The sequence below is a fragment of the Kitasatospora sp. MBT66 genome (genome assembly GCF_000710405.2).
In the GTDB taxonomy this organism is placed as follows: Bacteria; Actinomycetota; Actinomycetes; order Streptomycetales; family Streptomycetaceae; genus Kitasatospora; species Kitasatospora purpeofusca.
Genome location: NZ_JAIY01000004.1, coordinates 969,025 through 975,324, shown reverse-complemented (window position 1 = coordinate 975,324; position 6,300 = coordinate 969,025). Strand labels below are relative to the sequence as shown.

Here is a 6,300-nt window from a genome sequence, read left to right as displayed (position 1 = left end):
AATAACGACACGCCTCGGCCCGTAATGGGATGAGGTGGTGTTTCAGAGGATTGGCTGCCCCGGGACCGTCCGCGCCGATGCGTGTCCGGTGCTCCCAGCCAGGCAGCTCGAAGAACACTAGACCTCTTGGGAGACCACGTCAAGCGCAGGTGTCCGTTCGGGGGACTCCTCCTCGGCCGGCAGCTGGAAGGCGAGGACCGCGACGTCGTCGTCGTGGTCGGAGGTGACGCCCATGGCGCGGAGCAACCGGGCGCAGACCACGTCGGGGGCGCCGACCGCGCCGGTGAGGGTGCGGGCGAGCAGGTCGAGGCCCTGGTCGATGTCCTCGTCCCGGCGTTCGACCAGGCCGTCCGTATAGAGGACGCCGGTGGTGCCGGGCAGCAGGCGCAGGGTGTGCGAGAGGTGGACGCCGCCGCCGGTGCCCAGGGGCGGGCCGTTCTGCTCCTCGCTGCGCAGGACGGTGCCGTCGGGGCAGCGCAGCAGCATCGGGAGGTGGCCGGCGGAGGCGTAGCCGAGGGTCCGGCGCTGCGGGTCCCAGACGGCGTAGGTGCAGGTGGCGATCTGGTTGGCGTCGATCTCCATGGCGAGCCCGTCGAGCAGGCTCATCACCTTGTGCGGCGGGAGGTCGAGGCGGGCGTAGGCGCGGACGGCGGTGCGCAGCTGTCCCATGACGGCGGCGGCCCGCAGGCCGCGGCCCATGACGTCGCCGATCACGAGTGCGGTGCGGCCGCCGTCGATGGCGATGACGTCGTACCAGTCGCCGCCGACGGCGGCCTCGGCGCCGCCCGGTTGGTAGGTGGCGGCGACCCGGAGGTCCGCGGGCTGGTCGAGCTTCTGCGGGAGGAGGCTGCGCTGGAGGGTGACGGCGGCCTCGCGCTGGCGGCGTTCGGACTCGCGCAGCCGGGCGGCGGCGAGGACCTGGTCGGTGACCTCGGCGGCGAAGATGAGGACGCCGGAGGTGGGGTCGTCACCCGTGGGAGTGGTGTCGGCGGCGGTGGGGGCCTGGCCGGGGACACTCGTGGGGGTGGATCCGGGCGAAGCCTGCGGAGCGGCGGGGGCCGGGTCGCCGGGGTCGCGGGTGAGCGGTACGCAGGACACGTTGTAGTAGCGGTTGCCGGTGAGGCCGAGGATGCAGCGGGCCTTGACGCTGCGCGGGCTGCCGCCCCGGATCACCTGGTCCATGAGGGGCAGCACGCCGAGGGTGCCGAGTTCCGGGAGCGCGTCGCAGGCGGGCAGGCCGGTGGGGCGTTCGCCGAAGAGTTCGCGGTAGGCGCGGTTGGCGTAGCCGAGCTGGTGCAGCGGCCCGTAGGTGACGGCGACGGGGGCGGGGATGCGGTTGAGGACCTCGCGCAGGTCCTGGGGCCGGTGGGGGTCCAGCACGCCGGTGGGGTCGAGGGCGTCCGGGATGTCGACCGGGCCGGTGGGGCTGGTGGGGTCGCGGGGGCCGGGCACCACGACGGCGTCGCCGGACGGCGTGCCGCGGTCGGTGCCGGCCCCGGACGGCGGGGTGGCACGCCACGGGACTCCGGTGAGCCGGGCGCTCCAGCGCATGAGGTTCAAACGACGGCCGCTTCCTCGGGTTCCAGGCATATCATCACTTTTTGTGCACTCGTCAGCACACGGGGTAATGACTCGGTCGGGCAGATCCTGTCAGGCGGAGGCCCGATTCCGGAAGTCGTCCGCGCCCGGCGCGGTCGTCGGGTCGGCCTCGGGGCCGTGCCAGTACTCCGAGCGGGCGGCGGCGACGGGGCCGCCGGACCGGCTCACAGCGGCCGCCCGTCGGCCGGCTCCGGCCGGTCCGGCTGCTCGGGGCGGCCGATCGGGACGACCTCGCGGGAGAACAGCCCGGTCAGTGCCCAGTCCATCAGGATCCGGACCCGGCGCTCCCCGCTCGGCAGCCGGCGCAGATGGCGGGCCCGGTGCAGCCACCAGGCCCGGCGGCCGGTGAGCCGCCCGCCGCCCCGGGTGTGGGCGACCGCGCGGCCCAGGCCCAGCGAGGTGGAGCAGGCCGGCGGGCCCGGCAGGTACTCGGCGATGCCGGACGCGTGCGGGCCGCCGTCCAGCGCGACCAGCACGTTGGCGGCCAGCAGCTCGGCCTGGGCGAAGGCGTGCTGGGCGTTCGGCGCGCACGGCGCCCCGTCCGCGTGCGGGTCGGGCACGGCCGCGCCGTCCCCGGCGGCCCAGGCCCCGGGCAGCGCGCGGCCGTCCGGGCCGAGCACCTGGAGGGTGGGCAGGCAGCGGACCCGGCCGGCGGTGTCCAGCGGGAGGTCGGTGTCGCGCAGCAGCGGGTTGGGGCGGACCCCGGCCGTCCAGACCAGGGTGCGGGCCGCGAACCGGCTGCCGTCGGAGAGCGCCATCACCCCGCCGGCGGCCGACTCCAGGGTGGTGCGCAGCCGGACGTCCACATTGCGCTCGCGCAGCTGGTCCAGGGTGTGCGCGGCGAGTTCGGGGGACTCCTCGGTGAGGATCCGGTCGGTGGCCTCGACCAGGACCCAGCGCAGGTCGTCGGGGGTGGTGTGCTGGTGGCCCCGGACCGCGTACCTGGCCATGTCCTCCAGTTCGGCCAGCGCGCCGACGCCCGCGTAGCCGGCGCCGACGAAGACGAAGGTGAGCGCGGCCTGGCGGAGCGCCGGGTCGCGGGTGGTGGCGGCGAGGTCGAGCTGTTCCAGGACGTGGTTGCGCAGGCCGACGGCCTCGCCGACGGTGGCGAAGCCCCGGCCGTGCTCGGCCAGTCCGGGCACCGGGGCGGTGCGGGAGACCGATCCGGGGGCGAGCACCAGGACGTCGTAGTGGAGCTCGACCGGCGCGGGCGGTTCGCCCCGGCCGGCCGCGTCGGCCCAGGCCCGGCGGGAGGCGTGCTCGATCCGGGTGATCCGGGCGGTGAGCACCTTGCACTCGGTGAGTTCGCGGCGGAGCGGGACGACCACGTGCCGGGGGTCGATGGTGCCGGCCGCGACCTCGGCGAGCAGGGGGTGGTAGGTGAGGTAGGCCTGCGGCTCGACCAGGGTGAGGTGGACCTCGCCGCGGCGGAGCCGCTCGCGCAGGCCGCGCTGGAGGTGCAGCGCGGTCGACATGCCCGCGCACCCGCCGCCGACGATCAGGATCCTGATGGCGCACCTCCTGTCGATGGGCTCCGTGGCCCGCCTTCGACCGGGCATGCCCCCATCACGCCCACCAATAAAGGACCGCCGGAGCCCTCTTGTCCACCGTCCGTGCTGTGGCGGACGGGGCGGTTGGGGCCGGAAGGGGACAGAAGTACTGCCGGGGTGAGTTTCTGACGCACTTTCGGCCTCGAACGGCGGTGAACTATGGTCGGATTGTGTGGCGGCGCGGCCACTGCCATGTCAACTGGTGGCGACGCACCGTGGATCGGTCATTACGGCCAGTTCTAGTGTTGGCGGGAGAACCCGACTGCGGGACCGTGATCCGGGGAAGGGTAGTTCCCGGACAGGGCCCCGAACGGGCGCCGACGCGCCGGCCCGATCGCAGCGATCGGCCCGGCGGCGCCCTCCGGAGCGGGGTCCGGGTGGACCTTCGCGCGGCCGCATCCGCGGCCGGGCGGCACCCGGGCGGCACCAACGGCACGAGCGATGGGTCATCGGTCATTTCTTTCAGGCGTAGCTGCACCGGGGGGTGCAGGGGCGGGCGACGACAGGGTCCGGAACCGGACGCCTGCGGGGGAGAGTTGGGATGATGGAACAGGAGCGACTGTTGGGGCGATCGGGTGCGGCACACCCCGGCCAGGGCGTGGTGCCGGAGCAACGCGGCCCGGCCGAGGCCGCCGGTCCACCGGGGGCGGCGTACGCGGCCGTCCCGTACCGGGGCGGCGAGGCGGCGCAGGGCGGCGGGCAGTCCCCGGGCACCCGGCTGCGGGTCGACGCGCGGCGGAACCTCGAGAGCGTGCTGCGCGCCGCCCGTGAGGTGTTCGGCGAGTTCGGCTACGGCGCACCGATGGAGGAGGTGGCGCGGCGGGCCGGGGTCGGCGTGGGCACGGTGTACCGGCGCTTCCCGAGCAAGGAGGTGCTGGTCCAGCGGATCGCGGCCGAGGAGGTCGCCTGGCTGACCGCCCAGGCCCGCGACTCGCTGTACGGCGGCGCGGGTGCCTGGGAGGCGCTGGCCGGCTACCTGGCGCGCGCGGTGTCCACCGGGGCCGGGCGGCTGCTGCCGCCGGAGGCGTTCCGGTACGCCGAGGAGCTGGGGCGGGTGCCCGAGCAGCGTTCGCCGGACCCGGTCGGGTCGGGCAGCGCGTTCGGCTCCGCGCGGTTCGAGCCGACGGTGGCCGGCCTGTCCGGTGCGGCGTACGGTTCGGCGCCCGGTCCGCTCGGCGGTGCGCTGCCGGGTCAGGTGTCCGGCGAGGCGGCCGGAGGGCCCCTCGGGGCCGCCGGTGTCGGCGTCGGCGCGGCGACCGAGGGCGAGACGGCGGTGCTGGTGGCGGACGCGGACCCGCGGCTGCTGCTGCAACTGCTCGCGGCCCTGGTGGCCCGCGCGGGTGCGGCTGGCGAGCTGCGGCCCGGGGTGACCGTCGCGGACGTGGTGCTGGTGCTGACGGCGTCGGTACCGGTGCACGCCTGGCGCGGCGGGCCGCCGGTCGGCCCGGTCGTGGTGGGTGCGGCGGCGGGCGCGGTGCCCGGTGCGGTGCCCGCGGGCTCCGGGGACGCCCCGCAGCCGACGAGTGGTCCGCAGACGGACGGTCAATCCGCCGAAGGACCCTCCGACCGGCTGCTCCAGATCCTGCTCGACGGCCTGCGGGCCCGCTGAGCCGGACCGCACCGGGACCCAGTGTCCGGCGCGGGCAAGGAGGTTGGTGAGCGGGGCGGACGGCCGCGGGCCGTTCGCCCGGGGCGGGCGGCGCCGCCCCGGGGCGCCGGGCGCGGGGCGAACACATCCGCGACGGCCCCACGGAAGAGTGGGTCACGGCCGGTCCGGCTACCGCCCAACTCTGCGCTATGCCATCCTTTGCCCGTGGTTGGAGCCAATGTCCCGATGCGCGCCGTTCGCGCGCCCTCGGCGCCGTGCGGCGGAGAATCGTGCGCCCACGCACTCCCGCGCGCCCTGCCACACTACGGGGGCTGTCGTGGAGTCTGGGGTCCGTTGTGAGCGCCGAGGAACAGAACGACTACGGCTACGGCCTCGACTTCGGGCGTTCCGCCGGGGGCGGGCCCGACCGGGGTCCTGACGGTCCGGCCGCCGGCCCGGGGGCACCCGGCGGCGGGTCGGGGGCTGCCCCCGGGCCGGTGCCGACCGGCCAGGTGCCGGACCAGGCCGGGATGCCGGGCCGCGAGACCCTCTCCGCCTCCGCCGCGGCGCTCCCCCAGGGCCGGGTCCCCGGGCAGGCCGCCGCCGGGCGCGGCGGCGTCATCCCGGAGGCCTTCGTCGGCACCGGGGCCCCGGTGCGCCCCACCGTGCCCGCGCCGGCCGATCCCGTCGACGGCGAACGACCTCCCTCGGACGCGGAGTTGACCGCGCTCGTGCGGGCCGGCGACGACACCGCGTACGAGGAGATCTACCGTCGGCACGTGGACTCGGTGCGCCGCTACGCCCGGACCTGCTGCCGGGACAGCTTCACCGCCGAGGACCTGGCGGGCGAGGTGTTCGCCCGCACCCTGCAGGCGCTGCGGGCGGGCAAGGGGCCCGAGTTCGCCGTCCGCGCCTATCTGCTGACCGCGGTCCGGAACGTCGCGGCGGCCTGGACCCGCAGCGAGCGGCGCGAGCAACTCGTGGACGACTTCAGCGTGTTCGCGCAGACCTCGGCCGCCGTGGTGGACCTCGATCTGGCCGATCCGGGCGCCGACGCCTGGGCGATGGCGCTGGCCGACCAGCGCATGGTGATGCAGGCCTACGCCGAACTCCCCGAGGACGACCGGGTAGTGCTCTGGCACACCGAGGTCGAGCGGGAGTCCCCCAAGACCGTCGCGGTGATGCTCGGCAAGACCGCCAACGCGACCGCCGTCCAGGCCCACCGGGCCCGCGACCGGCTCGCCGCCGGCTTCCTGCAGGCGCATGTCTCGGGCAGCCAGGACCGGGACTGCGAGGCGTACGCCAACCGGCTCGGCGCGTACGCGCGCGGCTCGCTGCGCAAGCGCGCCTCGGCGGAGGTCGGCCGGCACCTCAAGGAGTGCGACCGGTGCACGGCCGCGTGCCTGGAGCTGTCCGAGATCAACCACGGACTGCGCGCGCTGCTGCCCGGCGGGGTGCTGGTCTGGATCGGCGCGGGCGGCTTCGGCGCCGCCGCGGCCGCCGTCGGCGGAGTGGCGGCGGTGGGCGGCGCGGCCGCCGGGACCGCGGCCGCCACCGCGGGCG

At 76.0% G+C, this 6,300-nt stretch carries 3 protein-coding genes and 1 pseudogene; 2 read left to right on the top strand and 2 right to left on the bottom strand.

The features are described 5' to 3' along the window. Positions 1-132 precede the first annotated feature (132 nt). Together BI06_RS11075 and BI06_RS11070 are read right to left on the bottom strand one after the other, a co-directional pair. Positions 133-1,560 (bottom strand): annotated as a pseudogene (locus BI06_RS11075) (SpoIIE family protein phosphatase); the annotation flags it as partial. A gap of 203 nt (positions 1,561-1,763) precedes the next feature. Then, on the bottom strand, positions 1,764-3,158 hold the full coding sequence (locus BI06_RS11070) for an NAD(P)/FAD-dependent oxidoreductase (RefSeq protein ID WP_051740661.1): 1,395 nt from the start codon (positions 3,156-3,158) through the stop codon (positions 1,764-1,766). A 532-nt stretch (positions 3,159-3,690) separates the two neighbouring features. Here BI06_RS11070 and BI06_RS11065 point away from each other — a divergent pair. Both BI06_RS11065 and BI06_RS11060 read left to right on the top strand, forming a co-directional pair. Then, a complete protein-coding gene (locus BI06_RS11065; RefSeq protein ID WP_063764429.1) occupies positions 3,691-4,758 on the top strand; it encodes a TetR/AcrR family transcriptional regulator in 1,068 nt (355 codons plus the stop codon). 335 nt (positions 4,759-5,093) lie between these two features. Continuing rightward, positions 5,094-6,300 (top strand): sigma-70 family RNA polymerase sigma factor (locus BI06_RS11060; RefSeq protein WP_149030331.1); only part of this gene is annotated, 1,207 nt, incomplete at its 3' end.

Coding starts and splice junctions, on each gene's coding strand:
- BI06_RS11070 (WP_051740661.1), bottom strand. CDS start 3,158: ATGCCCGGTCGAAGGCGGGCCACGGAGCCCATCGACAGGAGGTGCGCC.
- BI06_RS11065 (WP_063764429.1), top strand. CDS start 3,691: ATGATGGAACAGGAGCGACTGTTGGGGCGATCGGGTGCGGCACACCCC.